Origin of the sequence: Clostridium sp. CF012 (assembly GCF_018861755.1) — a bacterium.
Lineage (GTDB): Bacteria > Bacillota > Clostridia > Clostridiales > Clostridiaceae > Clostridium_AD.
Window position 1 is genome coordinate 24,171 of sequence record NZ_JAHLEF010000015.1, and the last position, 23,195, is coordinate 47,365.

The 23,195-nt window shown below is 31.7% G+C and carries 20 protein-coding genes; 5 read left to right on the forward strand and 15 right to left on the reverse strand.

Annotated features, from left to right (window positions below):
* Positions 1–37: 37 nt before the first annotated feature.
* The 6 genes from KPL50_RS14380 to KPL50_RS14405 all read right to left on the reverse strand — a co-directional run bounded on the left by KPL50_RS14380 (position 38) and on the right by KPL50_RS14405 (position 5,907).
* Positions 38–1,855 (reverse strand): sulfite exporter TauE/SafE family protein, encoded by a 1,818-nt coding sequence (locus tag KPL50_RS14380; RefSeq protein WP_216299226.1) that lies wholly within the window; start codon positions 1,853–1,855, stop codon positions 38–40.
* A gap of 202 nt (positions 1,856–2,057) precedes the next feature.
* Complete coding sequence (locus tag KPL50_RS14385; protein ID WP_309245183.1) at positions 2,058–2,231, reverse strand: hypothetical protein; 174 nt, start codon at positions 2,229–2,231, stop codon at positions 2,058–2,060.
* 207 nt (positions 2,232–2,438) lie between these two features.
* Positions 2,439–2,999 (reverse strand): DUF2318 domain-containing protein, encoded by a 561-nt coding sequence (locus KPL50_RS14390; RefSeq protein WP_216299228.1) that lies wholly within the window; start codon positions 2,997–2,999, stop codon positions 2,439–2,441.
* Positions 3,000–3,195: 196 nt separating this feature from the next.
* The gene (locus KPL50_RS14395) at positions 3,196–3,876 is read right to left on the reverse strand and encodes a response regulator transcription factor (protein WP_216299229.1); all 681 of its coding nucleotides are present in this window, start codon (positions 3,874–3,876) and stop codon (positions 3,196–3,198) included.
* Between the two features lie 318 nt (positions 3,877–4,194).
* Positions 4,195–5,331, reverse strand: a complete 1,137-nt coding sequence (locus KPL50_RS14400) for an NlpC/P60 family protein (RefSeq protein ID WP_216299230.1) — start codon at positions 5,329–5,331, stop codon at positions 4,195–4,197.
* A gap of 312 nt (positions 5,332–5,643) precedes the next feature.
* Positions 5,644–5,907, reverse strand: coding sequence for a heavy metal transport/detoxification protein (locus tag KPL50_RS14405; protein WP_216299231.1), 264 nt, complete (start codon positions 5,905–5,907; stop codon positions 5,644–5,646).
* A gap of 400 nt (positions 5,908–6,307) precedes the next feature.
* Between KPL50_RS14405 and KPL50_RS14410 the strand changes: the two genes are divergently transcribed.
* A complete protein-coding gene (locus KPL50_RS14410) occupies positions 6,308–7,051 on the forward strand; it encodes an HNH endonuclease (protein ID WP_216299232.1) in 744 nt (247 codons plus the stop codon).
* Positions 7,052–7,236: 185 nt separating this feature from the next.
* Here the strand turns inward: KPL50_RS14410 and KPL50_RS14415 are convergent, their stop codons facing one another.
* The 5 genes from KPL50_RS14415 to KPL50_RS14435 all read right to left on the reverse strand — a co-directional run bounded on the left by KPL50_RS14415 (position 7,237) and on the right by KPL50_RS14435 (position 11,901).
* A complete protein-coding gene (locus KPL50_RS14415; RefSeq protein WP_216299233.1) occupies positions 7,237–7,686 on the reverse strand; it encodes a hypothetical protein in 450 nt (149 codons plus the stop codon).
* Between the two features lie 259 nt (positions 7,687–7,945).
* Entirely contained in the window at positions 7,946–8,902 is a 957-nt protein-coding gene (locus KPL50_RS14420) for an acyl-CoA dehydratase activase (protein WP_216299234.1), read from the reverse strand.
* Complete coding sequence (locus KPL50_RS14425) at positions 8,883–9,980, reverse strand: acyl-CoA dehydratase activase-related protein (protein ID WP_216299235.1); 1,098 nt, start codon at positions 9,978–9,980, stop codon at positions 8,883–8,885. Before KPL50_RS14425 ends, KPL50_RS14420 begins: the two co-directional genes overlap by 20 nt.
* Complete coding sequence (locus tag KPL50_RS14430; RefSeq protein ID WP_216299236.1) at positions 9,934–10,872, reverse strand: acyl-CoA dehydratase activase-related protein; 939 nt, start codon at positions 10,870–10,872, stop codon at positions 9,934–9,936. The genes KPL50_RS14425 and KPL50_RS14430 overlap by 47 nt, the downstream gene beginning before the upstream one ends.
* Before the next feature lie 105 nt (positions 10,873–10,977).
* Entirely contained in the window at positions 10,978–11,901 is a 924-nt protein-coding gene (locus KPL50_RS14435) for an N-acetylmuramoyl-L-alanine amidase (protein ID WP_216299237.1), read from the reverse strand.
* 195 nt (positions 11,902–12,096) lie between these two features.
* Between KPL50_RS14435 and KPL50_RS14440 the strand changes: the two genes are divergently transcribed.
* The 4 genes from KPL50_RS14440 to KPL50_RS14455 all read left to right on the forward strand — a co-directional run bounded on the left by KPL50_RS14440 (position 12,097) and on the right by KPL50_RS14455 (position 20,024).
* Positions 12,097–12,582, forward strand: coding sequence for a DUF4883 family protein (locus KPL50_RS14440; protein WP_216299238.1), 486 nt, complete (start codon positions 12,097–12,099; stop codon positions 12,580–12,582).
* Between the two features lie 203 nt (positions 12,583–12,785).
* The gene (locus KPL50_RS14445) at positions 12,786–17,648 is read left to right on the forward strand and encodes a cytidyltransferase (protein WP_216299239.1); all 4,863 of its coding nucleotides are present in this window, start codon (positions 12,786–12,788) and stop codon (positions 17,646–17,648) included.
* A 45-nt stretch (positions 17,649–17,693) separates the two neighbouring features.
* The gene (locus tag KPL50_RS14450; RefSeq protein ID WP_216299240.1) at positions 17,694–18,938 is read left to right on the forward strand and encodes a lactate dehydrogenase; all 1,245 of its coding nucleotides are present in this window, start codon (positions 17,694–17,696) and stop codon (positions 18,936–18,938) included.
* Positions 18,939–18,971: 33 nt separating this feature from the next.
* Positions 18,972–20,024 (forward strand): flavodoxin family protein, encoded by a 1,053-nt coding sequence (locus KPL50_RS14455; RefSeq protein WP_216299241.1) that lies wholly within the window; start codon positions 18,972–18,974, stop codon positions 20,022–20,024.
* Positions 20,025–20,098: 74 nt separating this feature from the next.
* Here KPL50_RS14455 and folK read toward each other — a convergent pair whose 3' ends face one another.
* The 4 genes from folK to KPL50_RS14475 all read right to left on the reverse strand — a co-directional run bounded on the left by folK (position 20,099) and on the right by KPL50_RS14475 (position 23,184).
* Positions 20,099–20,917 carry a 2-amino-4-hydroxy-6-hydroxymethyldihydropteridine diphosphokinase gene (folK, locus tag KPL50_RS14460; RefSeq protein ID WP_216299242.1) on the reverse strand — a complete coding sequence of 273 codons (819 nt, stop codon included), beginning with the start codon at positions 20,915–20,917 and terminating at the stop codon, positions 20,099–20,101.
* Between the two features lie 32 nt (positions 20,918–20,949).
* Positions 20,950–21,756, reverse strand: a complete 807-nt coding sequence (folP, locus tag KPL50_RS14465) for a dihydropteroate synthase (RefSeq protein ID WP_216299243.1) — start codon at positions 21,754–21,756, stop codon at positions 20,950–20,952.
* A gap of 77 nt (positions 21,757–21,833) precedes the next feature.
* Complete coding sequence (locus KPL50_RS14470) at positions 21,834–22,340, reverse strand: HD domain-containing protein (protein ID WP_309245184.1); 507 nt, start codon at positions 22,338–22,340, stop codon at positions 21,834–21,836.
* 70 nt (positions 22,341–22,410) lie between these two features.
* A complete protein-coding gene (locus KPL50_RS14475) occupies positions 22,411–23,184 on the reverse strand; it encodes an aminotransferase class IV (RefSeq protein WP_253200632.1) in 774 nt (257 codons plus the stop codon).
* Between the last annotated feature and the right edge of the window lie 11 nt (positions 23,185–23,195).

Below are 23,195 nucleotides of genomic sequence, written 5' to 3' on the forward strand. Positions count from 1 at the left end.
TTATGAAGATTAAATGAAGAAACATATTATTATTCACCTATGCGCCTAAATACTCTTTTCTTATTTGCTCTAAATCTACATTTTTCAAATCATCTACAATAACTATAGCACCTACAATATTGCCGTCCTTTAAAATTGTATAGAAACCATTAGCACTAAAGGTAGCAGTTGCTTTAACAATTCCTTTTTTTCCTTTAAACGTAGCTACATTTGTGCCTGTATCAGCGTTTGCAATTTCAAAGGTCCCATCAGGATTATCAAAATTATTTAAATCAAAGCTTAAAGTTGTATTAGCATTTTTTTCTGCAACAATAATTAATGGTTCAAATTCATATCCTATTCCTTTAATTGAAGCAGTTTGATTGCTACCGGAAAGTAATGCAATGTGAATCAATCTACTTGTTTTAACCTTACTTAAATCAGTACCATAAATACTTGGCTTTTGAGGGGTTGCAGGTGCTGTGGAATCTCCTCCACCCATGTTACAACCAGGCATTCCACTTGATGGAGCTGGTATTGAAGCATCAGGCTTTGAGGTGTCCACAGTTGCAACATTATCAACCACCTTAAATATACCCCTAATCATGCCCATTCCACAGCTGAAGTTTAAATCTTTATCCTTTGGTGTAAATTCAATAACATTCTCGCCTTGCTTCAAATCCCTCTGAATGTTTAAAGACGGAATAATAATTTGGTTGTTACAGGAATTTAATGCCTTACCATCAATTATCCATTTTACAGGCATATTTTTCTGTATATATAGACCATTTGGGGTATAACCAGAACCATCTGCCGTCATCCGAACTATCTGAACCCCATTCTCTATAACTGGTTTAGCAGCGGGTGTTGCTGATGCCGATGTTTTATTACCAGATAAAGTAGCAGCTAGTGAAGCTGTAGAAGGCACATTAACACCAGCCAGGGCTAGTCCTCTAGTTCCCATTACCATACCTAAAACTACAACTAGTATTCCACTAAATTTTAAAAGAGTTTTTGTATATCCTTTACTTATAAGACCTGATAGTGCGCCAAAGGTAAGCATTAATGGTACTGTACCTAGAGAAAATATTAGCATAGCTAAGGCACCCTTGTAAGCACTTCCAGTTCCTAATGCATATAGTTGCATTGTCTGAAGGGGTCCACAGGGCATAAGTCCATTAAGAACACCAACTAAAAAAGGAGTTTTTGGTTTTTTCTTAAGCTTGCAAGCAGACCATGGGAGCTTTATATTAAACTTTCTAAATAAGCTATAGCCACTCATATTAAGTCCCATCATTATCATAAACAAACCAGCAAATATTTGAAGTCCAGCCTTCACGGATAATGAGAGCGAAAGCACAGAACCTAGAGAACCAACTATCCCACCAAGAATAGTGTAGGAGACAACTCTACCTGCGTTGTATAGAATGGCAGGTTTCATGGAATCAAATTTACTTTTACTATCTTTATTTATACTTTGTGATAGCATTATTCCCCCACACATACCTACACAATGAATTGAGGTTAGGGCCCCAACAATGAATAGAACAAAATATGTAGCACCGTTTAGCCTTGAGGTCATATCTATTCCACCTGTTGAATTTCCAATTAATATAATTGCTGCTACAATTATAAATATACCCACTATTTTATAGTTATTTGAATTCTCTGTACTATAACCAGCTGCTTTTATAGTAGTTTTAATCTTTTCTTTGTTACAGAAATCTGTATCATACTCTATAGTTAAAGATTGGGCGCTGAAACTAGCCTTAGCGGTTTTTACACCATCTAATTTTGTAACTGCTCTTTCCACTCTTGCCTCGCAGGATGTACATGTCATGTCAAAGACTTTGATTTTTTCTTTTTTAACGCTCACTTTTTTACCTCCTAAAAGTTCTTACTTTGATATTTAATGTTATATTAAATGGATCTTTATCTTGCAAGGTTCATGAATATTAAGCTGTACCTTTAATCCTATAAATATAAATCTTAATTTTAATTATACAAAAGAGATGTGTAGATTTTATAAAGAAATGTAAGAAATTTCAATAAAAAAACTTAATTAACATTAAATTATATTATTTAATCTCAAGTGTTTTCTTATCCTCATTGGTATTGTCACAGCAACTTCCTTTTTTATTGCCACCCATCATCATTGGAATCATTAAAATCATCATTACTGGACATAAGAATGGCAACATCTTCAGAACTACTCTACCAGTGCTTGGACTAATCTTTGTTATAATCGGCAAAGAAAACAGAATAACTATAGGTAATCCACAACAAATTACCATGTGAGCCATATGTTTTAGTGGACTATGCTTACCATTACTTTGCTTAACTTATTTATCTTCATTAAAATTCATTATTACCCCTCCAATATGCTTTCTATAATTTAGAAAACACTCATAATTTAATTACATTATATGTTTGACATGTGAAGAAACTAAAAGCATACTTTATTGTTTTTTCCAATTTGAAAAATAATTTATGTTTTTACCCATATAACTCTGAGATATAACTAAATTACTTCCATCGTCTATTTTATCGGTCTCTAATATTGGTACTGGATTACATCCATTTTTTAATTTTTCAATTTGATTAATACTAAATCTATTACCACAATTTTGACAAACTAATTCATCGCCTTCTTGCTTATAATACCCTTTGCCTGATGTATAACATACCTCACAAGTATTAAATGCGGTTCTTATAGTTCCATCACTAGCTTTTACAGCTAGTACCTCCATGTACGTATCTCCTGATTTATAAGGGTAAAACTTTGCGGTTTTAGTAACCTCACTTTTAGGAATCTTTAAATCTCCAGTAGCAACTTTCTCATTAGGAATATTTAACTTACTTGAAGTTGCATCTTTATTGCCAACATCCTTATTTGTAGACGTATCTTTACTAAGTATACCGCTTTGGTATATTCCAATTAAGATAATAAAGACAAGACAAATACCTGAAATCATGAGTATTTTATTATTGACTTTCTTTTTTATTATTGGCTCCTTCATTTAAAGCACCCCTTATATATTTTTTTAAAAATATGCTATTTAAAGTTGCTTGTAATACCATTATATTAAAAAGTAATGTAGATAATATGTGCATAGATATATTTTAGGCACTTATTTCTTATATCTTACTGTTCGTATATTATTTGTGCGATGATCTCAACATTCCATTAAAATACACGGTTATGCTTTGCATAAATTAATCACTACCAAATTTGTAACCAATTTTAGTTACAGTTAATATATATTTAGGATTTCTGGTGTCCTCTTCTATCTTTTTACGTATATTCTTAATGTGTACATCTATTGTTCTATCAAAACCTTGAAAATCTATTCCCATAATTCTTTCAATCAGTTTTTCTCTTGTAAATATTTTCCCCTCGTTAGATGAAAGAATATGTACTATGTCAAATTCATTTGGTGTAAGATATATTTCTTCACCACGTGCTTTGACTGTTCTTTTCTCATAATTAATTTCTAAATCACCATTATTATAAATTTTTGTTTCACACTCATTTGCATTCAGCCTTCTAAATAAAGAATTTACTCTTGCAGTTAGTTCTCGTGGACTGAATGGCTTAACGAGATACTCATCTGCTCCTAGATTTAATCCTTCTATTCTATCCACTAAAGTACTCTTTGCTGTAAGCATAAATATATGCACCTCAGAAATTTTTCTTAGTACACTGCAAACCTCTTCACCAGATATGTCAGGCAGCATTAGGTCTAATATAACTAAGCTGAATTCAATTTTTTCGAATAGTTTTATACCTTCCATACCCTTTGTAGTACAATAAACAATATAGCCTGCATTTTCAAGATATGCTTTTAGTATTTCTGAAATCTTTTCTTCGTCTTCAATAATCAATATATTATTCACGTTTAATTAACCCCTTTTTCAATTTAATAGTTGACATATTTGAATTCTGCTCATTATTATGATTCTCTAATATTTAGCATAATATATAAAAATATGTTATTTAAGGAGTTAATAATGTGAAAGTAAAATCCAGTGAAAAAATCAATGGAAAGATTCTCTCATTTCTCTGATAGCTTGACTCCTCATAATATAATTATATCTACAAAAAAAACGTCTTCAAATCGCTATAAATTAATCAATAGGATAATAAAGAAAATATATTGTGCAAAGTTCATTAAAAAAACTTCAAAATTGTACTATGCACAATATATGTATTTTTTATTTTACTCTTCTGGCAGTTACATAATCTTTTCTTACCATTGGTGAAATTTTAATTACATCTCCTGTACGAGGAGCATGGATATAATTATTATCACCAACGTATATGCCCATGTGATGAGGACTCGCAAAAGTTCCAAAGAATATCAAGTCTCCAGGTTGAAGGTTGTCTCTTGATACTTGTACACCATCATTTATCTGATCAAAGGTGGTTCTTCCTACTGATATTCCAAAATGCGCGTATACGTATTGCGTAAATCCTGAGCAATCAAACCCCGAAGGCGACGTTCCACCCCATAAATATGGTGTGCCAAGGAAGTTAGAAGCGTAGGCTATTATAGCATTATCTGATATAGCAGCTGATCCTCTTGAAGGCGTATATTTAGGTGCCGAATTTCTTATTTTTTTTATTTTTGTTATACTTTTACTTGCTGACACTTCTGACTCCCTTATTTGTGCTACAAGAATATTTTCCTTGCTATTTTTTAGTTCTTCTATCAATTTATTATGTAACTCCTTAGAGACAATTTCCTTGCTCCTTAGCTCAGTTATCAATTTATTTTGTGATTCTTTAGTAACGTTTATCTTATCAATCTTCTGCTTGTTTTCTACTTGCAAATTAAGCAATACTTCCTTTGTATTATTTAAACTTTGCTGCTTTTCAATTAATTCTTTTTGGGCAACTTTAAACTCCGCCACTACTTTTTTATCAAATTCAATAATGGTTTTTATGCTTTCTACTCTAGATACAAAATCTCCAAAGCTCTCTGACTCAAGTACTACACTCATATACCCATCAAATCCATTTATGTACAAGGTTCTCATTCTACTATTAAATAATTCTTGTTCCTTTTTGTTTTCCGTTTCAATCTGTTTAGCCTTCGCAGTGGCACTTTCAATTGCCTTTTTAGTTTGGAGTATTTTCGCCTTATTTTCCTCTGTCTTGGTCATGATTGCCTCAATTTCATTATCAAACTTTTCTAGTCTAGTTTCAATTGCTCCCCTCTCATCTTGAATTTTCTTTAGTGAATCCTTCTGCTGTTGTAATTTTTCATTTGTTGGAATCGCGAGTGTTGTTACATTTGAAGTTAAAATCAAGGTAATTGCAACTGCGATACTTCTCAGGGCATTCTTCATTATTACATCTCCTTCACTCTTTTAAAATTCATAAGACACAGAGAGAATTTAACATAAACTTATGTAGTTCATATGAAGATTGTCCACATTTATGGTTTATGCATTTTAAAATAGTATGGAGGGCATAGACATGCTAATATCTTATCCCTAATTAAAAAATCATATCAAATGAAAAGATTTCGCAGCTCCTTTGATATGACTAACATTCATTTATGATTTATACTTTATTAATATATTTTTTTTATTATTATATTCATCTTAATTTATTTCTCCAAAGCAAATCTTTCATTTAAAACATCTAGAGAATTATCTCTATGCTATTTTCTTATCATATTTTCGTATAGTACTTGAAATTTTAGTATATTTCAAAGCAGCAGTTTCTATTTTTACAACATCATATCCTACCTCTTCAATAGCTGCCTTAATAATTTTATCAGTAATATTCTCGCTTATCTCAGCAGTTACAACAAGCTTTTTAATATCCACTTCACGTACCCCAATTTCCATTAACGCTTCGACAACATGATTTAGACCATGTTCAAAAGTCATACTTTTTACTAATATTTTCTTTTTCATTTATATTTATCTCCCTTCAAATTTGAATATTATCGTAATGGCTCAAAGCCGTTTATTCGTAGTACCTTTGTTAAATGCGGAAACTCAGCTAAAACTCCCTTCCGCAAATAATTTAACTTTATCTACTATTAGTATTACATAAGAATATAAAGAAATTATGTTTTTAGCAATTTGCTAAAACTATTTTTCAAAAATAACTTTAGATAATGCAAAAAAAATTGCTAGTATCTATCTTTATAAAATCTACATGTTTTTTTTATATAATCTAAGTACGATTTATATTCATAGAATATAAACACAATCTTATGATAAGACCCTGGGGGTAAATAGCAATTAATAATATTCAATTATAGATGCGACCTCTAAGTTAGCACAACATTGAATATTTTAGGGAGGAAAAATGGATTTTAGAGAATTTAATTTTAAAACAGTTATGCATTTAGCTACTTATATAAATAATGAATGGCATCCATCTAATTTCTTTGAAAATAAAAATGATGGATTTTTAGAAAAAATACTTATACCTAATAAAAAAACATTATTACATGATTATATTGAGTTTATTCATGAGGATGAACTGGATTATGCTATACGAAAAACTGGATATGAAAGTATAATAGGTAATGTAATTGATACTCTTTTAGTTTATAACATAGATTATCCTGATATGACTGAAAAGGAAGAAAATAATATCGAACTAAAAGAGGAATATTATTCGAAACTAATTGAATTATACTATAAATTAACTCCAGTTATTGTAGAAGAAATTTTTACAATTTTATATATGGATAAGGAGCTTTTAAAAGAGTTTAATGAAAGCATTTCTGAGATAATAAAAGAGATGAAAACAGATAAATATAAAATATATTTGGAAAAAGATGGAGTAATAAAGCGGATTACCGATTTACCTAAATGGTTGAAAAACGGAGTATTCTTTAGAGATAAAGGGAGATGCCAGATTTGTGGTAAAGATTTAACTTGTCTGATTAGTACAGATAGTAAAATAACCTATGATTACATAATTCCATTAGAGAAAGGTGGTTCTAATGATCCATCAAACTTTCAATTAACTTGTAAAAGTTGTAATCCATCAAAAGGGGTAAGGTTAACTACCATAAAAAAATTAATGTCTTTATTTTTATGATGGGTACAGGACATGTAACTAGTTTAATAATGTCACTTCTATAAAGTACCCATATTGTGTGTTTTTCAGGATGTAGGTTGTCTAGGTTCACGATAAGAGAAGCACAATCACTAATGATACATTAGGATTGTGCTTCTCTTATTTCATTATCTTTATACTATTTATTTTAATAATCTGCTAGAATATTATCTTCTCATCATACTTCCATGAAACCCTGTCATATCTTCTTTGCTTATGGATTTCATCATATTATCCATAGACCCATAACCATTCTCACCCATTGCATCAATCATTTTTTTATAATCAGCATCACTTATGTTATTCATTAAATTACTCATAGAATCAAAATCTCTATTTTCCATTGCTTTTACTCCATCATTGAAGCCATTATCTTTCATTATTTTTATCATATCATTATAACTATTATTTGATTGACCTCCAGCATTTTGCTTATCCATCATGGACCCTCTAGAATTATTATTAATATTATTATTATTATTATTATTTTCTGTTCCCATCATTGCTCTGTTAAAATCATTGGAAGTTACATCATTTCTACTTGTTGCATATGCAACTGAAATTCCTCCTACTGTTAGTATGCTCGCTATTATTAAAACAATAACTTTATTTTTCATTTAGTATCACTCCTCTATTTGTTTTTCTCTTTATATTTATTCTATCACTCAATTGTGGAGCAATTATGAAGCTACAATATATTCTAATAAATACTTTTAAAACTGTTATATTAAATAAAATAATTATCCTACTAAATTCATGATTTTAACATAAAAAAGTCCCACAAGTATTTGATTAAATACCTGTAGGGCTTTAGAAATCTATCTACCACCACAGATACAAGCGCTAATAGCACTCATACCTGTTTAAACTGAAATTTTATATCACCATCTTACCGCTCCATTTTCCACATCTATCTCCAAAGCAGCCTACAGTTTTTTCTCCATCTTTTATTGCAATTACTTCACAATTATTACCACAGCCATTGCACTCAATACTCCTAGGCACAAAATCATTAGTTGCTACTTCAAAGCCTTTAAAACTGGTTTTTCCACTTTTCATAAGTTCTTCCTTTGCAAGTATTGCCGCTCCTATTGCCCCCATTACGTCATAGTGCTCTGGAACATAAATCTCAATTCCTAGGGCTTTTTCAAAAGCTGCTTTAATGCCAATATTCGCTGCAACTCCACCTTGGAAAAATACTTTTCTGCGAATATCTTTTCCTTTCCCTACATTACTAAGATAATTCCGCACCATTGCTTCACAAAGTCCTCCTATTATGTCTTCTTCGTTATACCCAAGTTGTTGCTTATGTATCATGTCAGATTCCGCAAACACAGCGCATCTACCAGCTATTCTTACAGGCGCTTTTGACTTTAATGCATACTCTCCAAATTTTTCAATAGGTATCTCCAGCCTCTCTGCCTGCCTATCAAGAAAAGACCCGGTACCTGCTGCACACACCGTATTCATTGCAAAATCTGTAACTATGCCCTTTTTAAGTAAGATTATCTTTGAATCTTGGCCTCCAATTTCTAATATGGTACACACATCTTTGTCAATTTCTAAGGCTGCCACTGCATGAGCAGTAATTTCATTTTTTACGATGTCAGCTCCCATTAAAAAAGCTGCCATCTGCCTTCCGCTACCTGTAGTCCCTACAGAACTTATTTGTTCACTATGATATTGCTCACTTAAAATTTTAAGTCCAAATTGGATTGCCTTTATTGGTTTACCTTTTGTTCTTAAGTATAGCTTTTCAATTACCTTTAAAGTATTATCTAGTAGTACAATGTTAGTACTTACAGATCCTACATCAACTCCCATATAGTACATTGTTTTTCTTCCTTTCTAGCATATCTATAAATGCTTCTATTCTAGTAATATATCCTGCCTCGCCAGTCATTTCGTCTACTACCAAGGTCATTATTGGAAAATCCTTGTCATTTGATATTGCAGGCAAAATAGCTTTTGATACAATTTCCGGCATACAGCCCATAGGGAAAATTTGAATTGCTCCATCAAAATTATCTCTTTCTGCAAGTAGTACTTCTCCTATACATTCTCTAGCGTGACCACCAATATAATGTGGAAGATATTCTCTAGAGGCCATTCTTATGCCAATTGAATTAAGCTTAAGTGGGCTAAGCACTGCATCTTTAACCCACCAACTTGGAGTAAGCATTCTTTTAGTTGCTACACCGTAATCCATAAGTTTGTCTTCTATATAAAGATTAGAAAAGGGTTCGATTACAGTATAAATTTCCCCAATAATTGCAATTTTGACTGGAGACTTATGTTCGTCAATAGGAATACTCTTAATTTTATTCTTATATTTTTTTAGAACATTCACCATGTCAGATGGAGTAATTGCTTTTGCAGCATTAATTTTGCATTCTTTTAAAAGCCTCTTAAATTCACCTTTATTTACTTCATATCCGGTTAAATAATTTGCTGCAGTTTCAATCTTTTCTATTAGATCAATTACATCATAGGCTGTCTTTAGAGCTCTGATTTTTTGAAACTTACCTTTTGTACTATTATTTGAAATCTTAGATAGACGATTTAGTAATTCCTCTTTTCCTATATCAAAAGGGCTGTCAATTACAATAAAGGTCAAATCATGTCCTATTTTCTTTAGTGCATTAATCTGTAATTCACAGTACTCACCAAATCTACAAGGTCCACAACTCCCAGGAAGTATTATGGTATCTGCTCCCATCTCTATACTCTGCAAATAATTACCCATCATGATTTTATAAGGTAAACACATTTCTTCTGGAGAAACCTTTGAACCCATCTCTAATGCTTCGTTGCTACTAAAAGGTGGAATTATGCACTCTATTCCCAGTCCATCAAATAGTGCTTTAGCTGCAAGATGTGTGTTGCCTAAATGTGGAAATGTTATTTTCATTATTATTTTTCCTTTCAATCATATCAATAAAAGCCTCAATTCTTGTGTCTAGACCGCCTTCACCAGTATGTTCATCAACTTTTAATATAAGTAGTGGAAAATCTTCAATTTTTTCTTTAATAAGTTCAAGTACAACAGAGTCTATTCCACAAGCAAAGGATGATATATATATTGCTCCGGAAATTTCACTGTCTTTTGCTATTGCAGTTGTAAATCCATAAGAATTTGTAGCAAAGGTCCAAAAAGGCCTTTTAAAAAGAGTATTTACTTCTAACTTAATCTGCTTTTCCTCTACATATTCTTCTGTTACTACCCCCACCCCCATTTTATTTAATTTTTTTACTATATTCATATTAATGAAAGTGTCGTAAAGATTATATGGATGCCCTACTAATGCAATAGTTATTTTAAAATCTTCATCTTTAATACCAAATTTAAAGTTTCTCTGCTCTTTTAAGGCACTGTTAAAGGCACTTTTTATTTTACTAGTATCCTTTGTAATCATCTTGCCAAGTTTTTTGCACCAAGTATATAGCTCCTTCTCATTTGTGGCATATATGGGTTCTGTCATTAGCTTTGGCATATTGGGTATGCTATATAATATCATTTCCGGAAGCCCACAAAACTTGGGGCATATAAATTCACGGGCGCGTACCCTCATAATTCTAGGTATTATTAATAAATCACATTTATCCTTTATATCTATTATATGTCCATGAAATATCTTTATAGGCAAACAAGCCTCGTCAACGCAATATTTAACCCCTTGATTTAAAATCTCTTTATTTGTATCTTTAGATGTAATTACCTCTACATCTAATTCAGTTAAAAATTTCTCTATAAAAGGATGGTATTTACAATACAATAAGCCTTTTGGGACACCAACTTTCATAATTTCCTCCTTGTATTTCACTTTTTCAGCACTTCTCTATTCTGAACTATTAAGCTAAAAAGTATTCCTAAAATATAAAAAGCCTGGAGTTAACCTCCAAGCTTTTCACATTATCAATCTAGTCCAAGTAATTATTCCCACTAGACCATCAGCTTTTATTTTTTTTGTAATTTGATACTTTAATACCGCTTTTTCGGTAACATTACCAAATATTCCATCTATAGTTATATTTAATCTCCACTGAATATAACGGTTACAAGCAGTATTATTATTCCCGAATTTCAGCAGAGGCCTCTTGAAAATATTTACTAATGCATCATTTGTCTTCAAATCTACAACACCATTTATCTGTAATCCTATTATGCCTTGGAACCTCCTAATGGCAGATGAAGTTTTTTCTCCCATAATTCCATCTTCACAAAGTTTTTTACCATTTGTATCTAATATATTTAATATGTTCAATTCTTTTTGAACTTTTAACAATTCAGTGCTTATAGATGGTTTGATCTCAGTTTCATTTACGAGGCACCCCGTAAGGCCTTTTACAATTGCATTTGCTATCCTTTCTGCATCAAATCTTTGCATATCCTCTTTAGAATCTACAAATCCACATTCCACAAGTATGGCAGGCATTTTTGTGTTTTTTAGTACATATAAGAAGCCACCATTCTTTACTCCCCTATTAACATAACCTAAGGCTGCTATGGCATCCACAACTCTTTTAGCTATTTCTTTACTCTCTTTTGATATTGCAAATACTTCTGTTCCATGTCCACCACCTGCATTGAAATGAATAGACACATATAAATCCACCTTCTCCTCATTAGCTTTGTTTATTCTTTTATAAAGTGAATTACCTAAATTAGATGCACCAATAGGAGTGCAGTTCACTACCTCATGCTTAAGTACTTCCAGTTTTTCAATGACGCGAACTCCAACCTGTTTATTTAGCTCATCTTCTTTTCTTATACCCACAGCACCAGCGTCTACAAGTGGGCAATTGTGACCAATATCAATCCCATATTTCAAAATATCCCCCCCTAAGCTTAGGCACATAAAAATAAATAACAAGCCAGTACACTTGTTTATTTTCATGTTCCTTAAACATTAATTCTTAAAAAATTTATATATCACAATTAAAATATGCTAATGTATCCATATTGTGTAATAAAATATAATTTTGCAACATATTTTATTTACAAGGCAGTAGAAGGATGTGATTATTTGAGCGTTAAAATAAAGAAATATATTTTAATTATAATATGTATTTTATTCTCTTTAGACCTCTATGGATGTAATAAAAAATTCAATAAAAATATTTTCACAAAAGCTAAGCCAAACAATTATTATTACACGAGTTCATTAATGAAGGATTTATCTCTAGAAAAACCAACAGAGCTTTATGCTCTATATATGAATTTTTATAAGAAGAAAGACCTTTCCGTGGAGGATTTATCCACATTCACTGAGTTTTTTAATTCATTAAATAATGATAGTTTCACAGAAAAGCCAGCAAATTTGCCACCTAAACCAATCTATAAGATATTTTTAACCTTTAGTGAAAATAAATATATTATAAATGTCTATAATGAAAATTTCATTTCCATATATCCCTGGGACGGTAGCTATAAAATGGATTACATTGACACAAGTAAAATGTACAAAGCTTATAATCTTTATGGCCTATGCAAATACCTTATACCTAAATAAGGTATTTGTTTTTTTCTAGGATTATTTCGTTATCCTCTATAAATAATCACATTATAAGTATATAATTTCTAATATAGATAAGCATATATAAAAAAATAGAAAGGCACATAGCAATAGATGATTGTTATGCACTTAAGATAACTACAAAGGGACCTAACATTAATAATTGTTAGGTTCCCCAGAAAACTAAGAGGAGGCCATGCATGCAAGCTTTAGATTTTAAAGAGATTAATCAAAAAATATCCAGAAAATTATTAGGCCCAAATCATTTAAAAAAATATGATATTTCAAAAAATCTTATTGAAAAATTTTTATCCAGCTCATGTTATTTAGAAAACTTAAGAATTATGATAGAATGCAAGGATTTTACATGTACACGTACTCTTTTAATTTGTGAAGATGTTATGAGTGAACTATGCAAGGATATATTACCCAAAGATATGCTTAGGTACTTATATAATTTTACATTAAACAAGTCCTTTCCAGAGGCTGTAACCATGGTGCTTGGTAGTAATCTAAATTCTGCCTGTGAGCTATATCTATCAGTTCTTAGAATTGTATGCAATGTGCAAAAAAATTATAGCGATAACACTTGGCAAAGTAACTACGCCATGGATTTTTTACTAGAGGAAGAAATAGATAATTTAGAAAATAACGATGAGTATATAAAATTTATTAAAGCTTTTAAAAAAGATTACATCTATGAAATGATGAAACTAAATGGTGAAGTTTTTAAATATAATACCCTTGATCATATTTGTGGAGTTCATTACCTTGCATTGCATCTTGCAAGGCAACTTAAGATTAAAAAAATCAAAATAGATCTAGGAAGAGTATCAGGAGCTGCTGCTGGACATGATGTTGGAAAATATGGTTGCTTCGGTGAAGATCTTAAAAGAGTTCCTCATTTACATTACTATTATACAGATCAATGGTTTAAAAAACATAGTATAAATTATATTAGAAATATTGCAATAAATCATTCTACCTGGGATTTGGAACTTGAAAATCTTTCACTAGAATCACTTATATTAATATATTCCGACTTTAGAGTTAAAAATCTTGAAACTAGCCAAGGTCCAACCATGAACATTTTTCCCCTGGATAAATCCTTCAAGGTTATACTTGATAAATTAGAAAATGTGGATGAAAAAAAAGAAAAAAGATATAGGAGGGTATATGCTAAACTAAAAGATTTTGAAGATTTTTTAATTAGTATTGGCATTAACACGTCCCTTGAGAGTACTAAAATTCCAGTGATTCAGAAAACTCCAATTTATTCTTTAATGCAAGGAGCAGATATTGTTCAAAATCTTAAATATCTTTCTATAAACCATAATATTAACTTAATGCATATGCTGCGTGATGAATTTTCTTTAGATGAAATATTGGAACAAGCTAGAAGTGAAAAGCATTGGAAAAATTTAAGACAATATATAATGGTATTTGAAGAATATTCTACCTATTTAACTCAAAAACAAAAGCTACAGACTATGAAGTTTCTCTATGATAATTTGACTCATTCTGAAGATGATATCAGACGACTTTGTGCTCAGCTTATTGGAGTACTTATTGCTATTTTTGACGAAGACTATAACAAAGAAATTCCTAAAAATGTTAATATGGAAAGTCCCAATATATCAAGTTCAGACTTATTTGTGGAATATTTGAATTTGTTACTTTACCCAAGCCACAAAATGATTCCAGATCATAGAACTTGGATGGGTTATAGCACTAAAATTATGGTTAACTCCTTATTTGAAAATTGCAGGAAAAGTATGCTTATTCACTACAGAAATATTATTCTTAAGTATTATGACGTATCTCGTCTTAGTAATACAGAAACTCAATTGTTTTTATTAGAAACTTTAAAATATATTCCCATGGAGCCCTATGAAGACAACATGTCCATATTATTTAAATATGTAATTTTAATGACAAACAAAAGAAGCAGTATTCTAAGACTTTCTGCCTTAGAAGTTATAAACGACTTAATAATCAAGCTTCCAAAATTAAATTATCTAAAGGAGAATTTAATAGGTCAGTTTGCTAGTTACTATACTAAAAGTAAAATCCCTGCTGAAAATTTACTTAAGCTTAAAATTTTCACATTGCTTAATATAAAAACCTCTATTCCTATTTTTCAGAACTTTTGTGAGCAAGATTACGCAAAGATACCTGATATATTTTTAAGTAATTTAAAAACAGCAACTGATTGGATAAAAAAGAAAAATCAAATCGATTTATTGTTAAACTACACCTTAAATAAAGCACCTACAACGGGCCTACATACTGCCATCCATTTTTGCAATTTACTTAAAGTAAGTGCTGTAGAGGGTGTTCGAAGTAAGGCAGGCATTGCCATACTTAAACTTATGCCAACACTTACACTACCTGAGCGAAATGAAATTTCAATAGAACTTCTTCGGGCACTGGAAATAGAAGGCCATAGATTTACTGAGTATATTCCGCCCTATCTTGGTGAAATACTTCTTTGGCTGCAACCTGTGGAGTTAAATGAAATCATTGATGATTTAAAAATAAAAATAAAAATAGCCAATGAGAATGTAAAACCGCTTATTCTTAAGACCCTAGGTGTGTGCTTAGCTAATTACCCTAAATATAAAAATAGGTTTATTGAAAAATTAGAGGATTATGATAATCGCCTTTTAAATATACTTGGTATACTTTTAAACGGCCTTGGTGATTACAAAATAAAAGTTAAGCAGTCGGCCGTAAGTACCCTTGGAAAAGATGTTTTTGGTTCTAAAATCCTATCTTTGGAGGAGAAAATTGTTGTATTTAAATTAACGGCAAAAAAAATTCTTACACTAATTACAGAGGATGACGCGCAGCAATTACTTTTCCTTACAAATTCTGCTGCATTAAATCATATATATAGATTTATATCAGATTTCAGTTTCTTCATAGGTGAAATTAATATACCAATTCCTTCAAAAACAGCTTTTTTCCCAGGTACCTTTGACCCCTTTTCCCTTAGTCATAAAAACATTGCAAAATCTATAAGAAATTTGGGTTTTGAAGTTTATTTATCTGTGGATGAGTTTTCTTGGTCAAAAAAAACCTTGCCAAACTTACTTCGTAAAAATTTGCTAAGTATGTCTATTGCAGATGAATTAAATATTTTTATTTATCCAGAAAGCTATCCAACAAATATATCGAATCCAGAGGATTTGAAAGAGTTAAAGAAAAACTTTAAAGAATCTCAGGTTTATTTTGCCTCTGGTAGTGATGTTATATTAAATGCTTCTTGCTATAAAAATCCTATAACTGAATTCTCTATACACACTTTCCCACATATAATTTTTGAACGTGGAAAAAACAAACAATTAGATGAGGCTACGAAAAGAATCCTTGGAGACATTAAATTAATAAATCTTCCCTCTACTTATGCCAGCATTAGCTCTAGTCAAATAAGAAATTATATTGACGACAACCGTGATATTTCAAGTTTAATTGATCCGCTCGTTCAACAGTATATTTATGAAAATGGTTTTTATCAAAGAGAACCACAAGATAAGCTTTCCCTGGCATACCCTCATATAGATATTGAGTTTGCTGAGGAGTTTACTGAAAGCTTTATAAAAAAACTTTCTAATTCCTGTAATGATAAAGAGCTTGTTTTCCAAATTTTAACCCAGCTTTCAAAAAAAATCGCCCCAAAACTTGTAATAATTAAAAATATTCAAAATCATGAAATTCTAGGTTTTGCATCAATGCATTGGATTCGTTCTAATATTTTATACAGTGAATTATATGATGATAAATTATCATCATATATTCGTGAGAATGCTTCTGGTAGAATTATTCTTATTGATTTAATGTATATAAACAATAAGGAAAAAAATAAAGAAAAAAACAAACTATTGGAGCAAATACTTATTACAGAGTCTTTAGCTTACGCATTATCCAAAGACTATGAATATGCAATTTTCAAACCAATTTTGCAAGAATTATATGATCCCTCTTTAATAGAACTCTTATATTTGCATGGTTTTAAGAAAATTGCTACCACTGATCCTAGCTTAACGGCCCTTGTGGTAGATATGAATAACCCTTGCGTACTGAATTTAGATTTAGAAAATATTCTTAAAGAACCCTTTAGAAGCAGTCCACGCGTAAAGCAAATTATTTATAGTACAAGAAAGCGTTTGCAAAAGGCTATTTCTAATTTGTATCCTGGCGAACTCGTATTATCCTTTGATAGCGATATACTTCATCAGCAAATGATAAAAAAGGTTTGCAGTGAGAATAATGTTCCAATTAAAATAAGCCACAATAAACAAAACGGCGAAGCTATGTGTGTACCTTATGGAGATATTTTAGACAGATATATAGTTCCCAATACTGTTACTAAATCACTGCATACAGAAAAATTTTTCAACCCTGATATTAAAAAGTTTCATATTGGAGAGTTTCCTTATTACTTAAACCTTGAACATCAAATTAAAATGATAAAGTCCTTTAATAGGCCTGTAATACTAGTAGATAATATACTTCATAAAGGTTATAGGATGAAGGCTTTGGACCCTCTCTTAAAAAAAGAGTCGGTAAATGTATCTAAGATCATTGCTGGAATCTTATCTGGTCGTGGAAAAGATCTAATGGATATGCAGCGCCGGGATGTTGATAGTGTTTACTTTATACCCAAGCTTAAACTTTGGTTTAATGAGAATACACTATACCCCTTTATTGGTGGAGATGCTCTTTGGAGGGGTACTTATCCCAAAAGAAACTTACTTCCTTCCATTAATTTAATACTTCCATATACTTATCCAGTATTTATAAAAAATGCGCCCCCTAAGTGTATATATGAATTATCAAGGGTGTGTATTGAAAATTCTATAGAGCTTTTAAAAGTTTTAGAAAATGAATATCATCTTTTATATACTCGTAATTTAACTTTAGCTTCCTTAGGTGAAGTTTTTACTATTCCGCGTTGCCCTGATATTGGACGTGATATGCAATATGATTTAAATATATCTCCCTCACACTACCTAGAAAACGATTTACAACAATTACGTAGGCTCGATAATATATTATAATTTATTGTAATAAACCTAAGAATAAATAAAAAGAGGTGCTTTAGAATGTTTTACTATATCTATAATGAAAAACTGTTGATTTCCCAGGAGGAATATCTGGATCTTGGACTTATATCCGAAAGTGAAGCAGAAAAATATACGGGAATGATATATGCTCTTAATAAGCTTAGCCCAGAACGCGCGCGAAGGAGCTTCTCTGTTTCCCATGAGAATTTTCTCTTTTTAGAACATGAAAATTTGAATTTACTTTTGAAGCCTACAGTATCTACTTTGATAGTGCCCCAGTGGATAAAAGTCGCTATGGAGGGTAATCGCGTTACCGCTTTGAATACTTTGTATCCTAATTGGGAACAGGTATTAACATATAATGAACCTACTAAATGGAGAATAAATGTGGTGGGACTAGGTGATGTTGGTGGCACTTTACTTACAGGTTTAAGACTTTTAGGAGTGGATAAGATTCAGAGTTTAGGACTTTATGATAGAGATATAAATCGCAATGAACGCTACAAATACGAGCTTAATCAAATTCTTTCACCAGACATGAAGGAGTCTTCTATAAAAATAATCTCCTTGAAGGAGGATGAAGTCTTTGACTGTGATATGTTTGTATTTTGCGTATCCGTCGGAGTTCCTCAGGTGGGCAAAGAGTCTATAGATGTTCGACTAGTACAGTTTGAAGGCAATGCTAAAATACTTTCCCACTATGCCACCCTTGCAAGAGAAAAAACCTTTAAGGGTATATTTGCTGTAGTATCAGATCCAGTGGATTTACTTTGCAAAAGTGCATTTATTAAAAGTAATACGGGTATTGATGGGAATATGGACTTTATGGGTCTAGCTCCAGAACAAATTAGAGGTTATGGCTTAGGGGTTATGAATGCTAGGGCCTGCTATTATGCCTCGCAGCAGGAGGCTACAAAACATTATATGCATGAAGGCAGAGCTTTTGGGCCCCATGGAGAGGGACTCATCATAGCAGACAGTGTTATAAACTACAATGAGGTACTTTCAGATGCGTTAACTCATAGTACTAAGACTGCTAACTTAGAAGTTCGCTCTACAGGCTTTAAACCCTATATTGCTCCTGCTCTTTCTTCTGGCACACTATCAATACTTGCCACTATTAGTTCCCAGTGGCACTACAGTGCTACCTTTATCGGTGGTACTTTTATGGGTTGTAAAAATAGACTTGTTCCTGCTGGCACAGAACTTGAAACCTTGGACCTAAATGAAGCACTACTCCGCAAACTAAATTCAACCTATAAACTTCTTAGCGAATCTCTTTGATTTACTAAGGAGGAATATAAAAAGGGGGTTTTTATGAAGGATTTATTTATAATTGTACCAAGTAAAAATATATCTCCCATGCTTTCAGAAATGATATCAACGGTTACTCGTTATAGTAATTGTACTTTAGTGGAGGATTCTAACAATATTCCTAACCTTCAAAATAAAAAAATATTCTTTGCTTCTGAAAGCACAGATATTAGTTGTGATATCTCAATGCTTGAATTCTTCTCAAAATTATATGAAAAAGGTAATGAATGTCTTTCAGGCTCCGCTGCCGCAATCCTTGTTCATAGTAGTACAGAACATGGTACGAAACGTACAAGTCAAGATATTATTTATCTTGCGAACAACTTAGGCTGCCGCTTCATAGGTCATAGTGTAGTTGAAGCTACTTCAACCCTTCGAAATTTTCTCACTTGGCAAAAACTTTTGAATTTACCGTTAGAAGAAATTTGTTTGAATCTGTGCTCTAGACTTAGAAACAGATTATTAGAATATAATCCAATTACCATAAATAATCCTAGAATATTAGTGCTATACTCAAGTCCAAATAAAACGTCTAATACTTTAGATTTATGGCATATGACCTCAGCGCATCTGGCGCAATGCAATATTAAAGAACTGCAAATAGAAAATGGAGAAGTTTTAGACTGTAAAGGCTGCTCATATAAATTATGTACTCATTTCGGCACACAAAATAAATGCTTTTATGGAGGTGTTATGGTAGATGATGTCCTTCCCTCCATTGAGAAATCTGATGCAATAATATGGCTATGCCCTAACTATAATGATGCAATAGCTTCAAATTTAACAGCTGTAATAAACAGGCTTACAGTTCTATATCGAAAGATAGCTTTTTACGATAAAAATATCTTTGCAGTGGTAGTATCCGGTAGTTCTGGAAGTGATTCTATTAGTAAGCAATTAATTGGGGCCTTAAATGTAAACAAGGGCTTTCCTTTGCCACCATATTTTTCTATAATGGCAATTGCTAATGACCCTGGTGATATTTTTAAGGTTCCGCAAATTCACGAACTAGCTAAAGATTTTGCCGTGAATATTAAAAGTGAAATAAAAGCTTAATATATCTATTTTTTAGGATTCTAAAAAATAGACGAGGCCAGTATATTTTAGACTATACTGGCCTCGTTTATTAACTAGGTGTTTTTTAAAGATGTCTTGATTTGAATTATAGTTTTATTCAAAATTGGATGCATAACATGTGGTGCTATATCACACAATGGCTCTATCACAAACATTCTTTCCTGCATTCTTGGGTGCGGCAATATTATTTCTTCTACAGAACTAATTATATTATCATACAATAGTACATCCAGGTCTAGGGTTCTTGGACCCCATCTTATAACTCTTTCCCGCTTAAATTCCTTTTCTATAGATAAGAGGTAGCGTACAAGCTCTAATGGATTTAAAAGTGTTTTTACCTCAATAGCACAATTTAAGAAGTCCTCTTGTTCAAGATATCCTACTGGCCTAGTTTCGTACAGTTTTGATCTCTTTGTTATTTTGGTATGATGTGAATTGTTTATATGCTCTAATGCCCCATTAACATTTTTTTCTTTGTCCCCCATATTTCCACCTATACCAATATAGGAAGTATGCCAGCTTCTATCTACCTCTACAGCTGCATACTTAAGTGGTTTTCCAATAGGTGCCCAAGGTTTTTTGATTTTAACCACTACCCTTTGAACTAAATCGTAATTTAAAAGTATAAATTCCGCTAATTTTTCTGTAGCTTTCTCTATTAAATCGTAGCTTTCCTTTTTAAACTCTTCCTCCACTAATTGGCAAAGCTCACCGTAATGGACTGTCTTTGTTAAATCGTCAGTGGTTCCTGCTTCTCTTAAACTAAGGAAAAGCTCTAGTGAAATTAAAAACCGTTGTCCTAAGTTTTTTTCCTCTTGAAATACACCATGATGTGCGTAAACTTCTAAGTCTTTTATATAAATTTTGTCCATAGTACTATCTCCTTTGTATCTATCTTGTTTTCTTAAATTCTACATATAGCATCCGTCATAGCGCAAACTCTTTTATTTTCGAGTATATCATGCACTCTTATAAATTCACAACCCTTTATTATCCCAATAGCTGTGGTTGCAAGGGTCCCCTCTAGCCTTTCGCTTACTGGTAAATCCATTGCAAATCCTATCATAGATTTTCTTGAGGTTCCAAGCAGTACTGGATACCCTAAGCTATTTAACTTATCTAGGTTATTCATAGTTTTCAAATTATCCTCATAACTTTTTGCAAAACCAATGCCTGGGTCTAATATTATATTTTCTCTTTTCACTCCTGCCTTTATAGCAATTGCAATGCTTTCTTCTAAATCCGCCAATATATCTACCATTAAATTATTGTATTTTCTATTATCTCTATTATGCATTAAGCAGCAAGGCACATTATACTTAGCTGCAACTTCCGCAATATATGTGTCCTTCTTAAACCCCCATATATCATTAATCATATCAGCCCCTGCTTTTATAGCAAATTCTGCGACTTTACCTTTATATGTATCCACGGAAATAGGTACGTCTATTTCCCTCCTTAAAGCCTCTATAATAGGAACTACTCTTTTAATTTCTTCTTCTTCACTTACAGATTTATGTCCCGGCCTTGTAGATTCTCCCCCTATATCAATAATATCAACTCCATCAGCAACCATCCTTTTGGCATGCTTTATAGCTGTCCCAATATCATTAAATCTTCCGCCATCAGAAAAGGAATCCGGCGTAATATTCAAAATTCCCATTATGTACGTTCTTTTTCCTATTTCAAAGTCTCTGTTTCCTATTTTCATAAACTTCCTCCTACAACATTAAATAATTTTCTTAAAAAGCATTAAGTCTCGTTAACTTACAATTTTCAACTGAGTTTTTAGTATGATATCTTCAGGTTTTTCTTTTCCACTGGCCATTTGCAATCATTAGTAGCATTGCATTTAGCACAATTTCTTGAAAGCTTGTCAGACTTATATAATATATAGCTTAAACTATTTAACTTTTCGCTATTATTCCTATGATCTCGTATAGCCTCTAGAATATCATCTATTTCCTGCGTATCATAATTGCACTGCTGCAGTATATTACTCGCAATTTCCACACTAGCAATATTATGAGGCGTCATATTTTCATATTGTTCCCCTCGACCTATATCATGCAAAAGTGCAGCTGCATAAATCATATATTTGGGTATATTAAAATTGTTTTCTAAACTTATTATGTACATAATTCTTGCCACATCTAACAGGTGCTGCATATCATGCAAACAAAATCGTCTTTGTTTTTCTAAGTCTTCTATCTTCGTTAAATTATATTGAAAGCTATGATTTTCTATAATAAGATTAATTTTATGATTAATTAAATAATTATCTATGATTTCCACCTCTTTAGAGTAGTATAAAGGCGCCTTCAAACAAATAACAAATTAATCTGCTAGTCTATTTTTATATGCCTTATTCCATATTATTTTCTATATATCTATCATAATACCTTTTTATTTGAGATACAACCATACTTTCATTAAAAGTTTTATCTCCAATTTTATTTATCTTCATTATGCCCATAATACTATTAGTTATAAAAGCACCCTCTGCTTCCATTAATTGGCCATATGTAAACTCGCCTTCTTCGATTTTAAGTCCTATAGACGGTGAATTTTGTATAATAAATTCTCTTATAATACCAGGTAGTAGGCCACATTTAATCTTCGGTGTAAAAATAATTCCATCCTTCACAAAAAAAATATTGCTTATAGCCCCCTCACTTATAAATCCATCTGTATTTAAAAATAGTACTTCATTATAGCCTTTTTTCAGGATCTTATCACGCTCAATTATATTTTCTACGTAATTAAAGGATTTCACATAAGTTAAATTCGAATATGCATTTCGCCGTGTCTCACTTAATCCTAAGGAAAACCCTCGCTCATAGTCACTATATTTATATGGAATTTCTCTTTTAGTAATTATAGTGTTTTTCTCAGATACCATAATCTTCATCACGGAATTCTTACAACTAAGCTTTTCCACACCAGAATAAATTTCTGCTCCAGTAATCTTTTTATTTACACCAAGGGTGCTAAGTCCACTATTTAACCTTTGTATATGTTCCGAAAGAAATATTGGTTTTTCTTTAACTAATACAGTCTCAAATATTCCTCTTCCAAAGAAAAAACCACTATCTAAGGATATCTTGTCTTCACTTAAGTTACCATTTATAAGCATCATATATGCCTCCT

What these genes read in the sequence shown, in the direction of transcription:
- KPL50_RS14390 (WP_216299228.1), bottom strand. Translation starts at nt 2,999, where the DNA reads ATGAAGGAGCCAATAATAAAAAAGAAAGTCAATAATAAAATACTCATG.
- KPL50_RS14400 (WP_216299230.1), bottom strand. Translation starts at nt 5,331, where the DNA reads ATGAAGAATGCCCTGAGAAGTATCGCAGTTGCAATTACCTTGATTTTA.
- KPL50_RS14405 (WP_216299231.1), bottom strand. Translation starts at nt 5,907, where the DNA reads ATGAAAAAGAAAATATTAGTAAAAAGTATGACTTTTGAACATGGTCTA.
- KPL50_RS14410 (WP_216299232.1), top strand. Translation starts at nt 6,308, where the DNA reads ATGGATTTTAGAGAATTTAATTTTAAAACAGTTATGCATTTAGCTACT.
- KPL50_RS14415 (WP_216299233.1), bottom strand. Translation starts at nt 7,686, where the DNA reads ATGAAAAATAAAGTTATTGTTTTAATAATAGCGAGCATACTAACAGTA.
- KPL50_RS14420 (WP_216299234.1), bottom strand. Translation starts at nt 8,902, where the DNA reads ATGTACTATATGGGAGTTGATGTAGGATCTGTAAGTACTAACATTGTA.
- KPL50_RS14425 (WP_216299235.1), bottom strand. Translation starts at nt 9,980, where the DNA reads ATGAAAATAACATTTCCACATTTAGGCAACACACATCTTGCAGCTAAA.
- KPL50_RS14430 (WP_216299236.1), bottom strand. Translation starts at nt 10,872, where the DNA reads ATGAAAGTTGGTGTCCCAAAAGGCTTATTGTATTGTAAATACCATCCT.
- KPL50_RS14445 (WP_216299239.1), top strand. Translation starts at nt 12,786, where the DNA reads ATGCAAGCTTTAGATTTTAAAGAGATTAATCAAAAAATATCCAGAAAA.
- KPL50_RS14450 (WP_216299240.1), top strand. Translation starts at nt 17,694, where the DNA reads ATGTTTTACTATATCTATAATGAAAAACTGTTGATTTCCCAGGAGGAA.
- KPL50_RS14455 (WP_216299241.1), top strand. Translation starts at nt 18,972, where the DNA reads ATGAAGGATTTATTTATAATTGTACCAAGTAAAAATATATCTCCCATG.
- folK (WP_216299242.1), bottom strand. Translation starts at nt 20,917, where the DNA reads ATGGACAAAATTTATATAAAAGACTTAGAAGTTTACGCACATCATGGT.
- folP (WP_216299243.1), bottom strand. Translation starts at nt 21,756, where the DNA reads ATGAAAATAGGAAACAGAGACTTTGAAATAGGAAAAAGAACGTACATA.
- KPL50_RS14475 (WP_253200632.1), bottom strand. Translation starts at nt 23,184, where the DNA reads ATGATGCTTATAAATGGTAACTTAAGTGAAGACAAGATATCCTTAGAT.